We start from the raw sequence: 221 nt of genomic DNA on the forward strand, positions 1-221 counted from the left end.
GTCGCACCGTCCACCGCCAGCACCACCGCTTCGCGGACCGCCTCGTGGGCCTGCAGCCTGGCCTCGATCTCACCCAGCTCGATGCGGAAACCGCGCACCTTCACCTGGTGGTCGATGCGGCCCATGTACTCGATCACCCCGTCGGTGCGCGAGCGCGCCAGGTCGCCGGTGCGGTACAAGCGCCCGCCACCCTGCGCACTGCTGTCGAACGGGTCTGGCAC

1 protein-coding gene is annotated in these 221 nt (G+C 70.6%); it reads right to left on the reverse strand.

What is annotated here, in order from left to right; all coding sequences use genetic code 11:
* A partial coding sequence (locus QQL85_RS26560) for an AMP-binding protein (RefSeq protein WP_284368803.1) occupies positions 1-221 on the reverse strand: 221 nt, incomplete at both ends.

Origin of the sequence: Pseudomonas putida, assembly GCF_030159595.1 — a bacterium.
GTDB classification, from domain to species: Bacteria; Pseudomonadota; Gammaproteobacteria; order Pseudomonadales; family Pseudomonadaceae; genus Aquipseudomonas; species Aquipseudomonas putida_AC.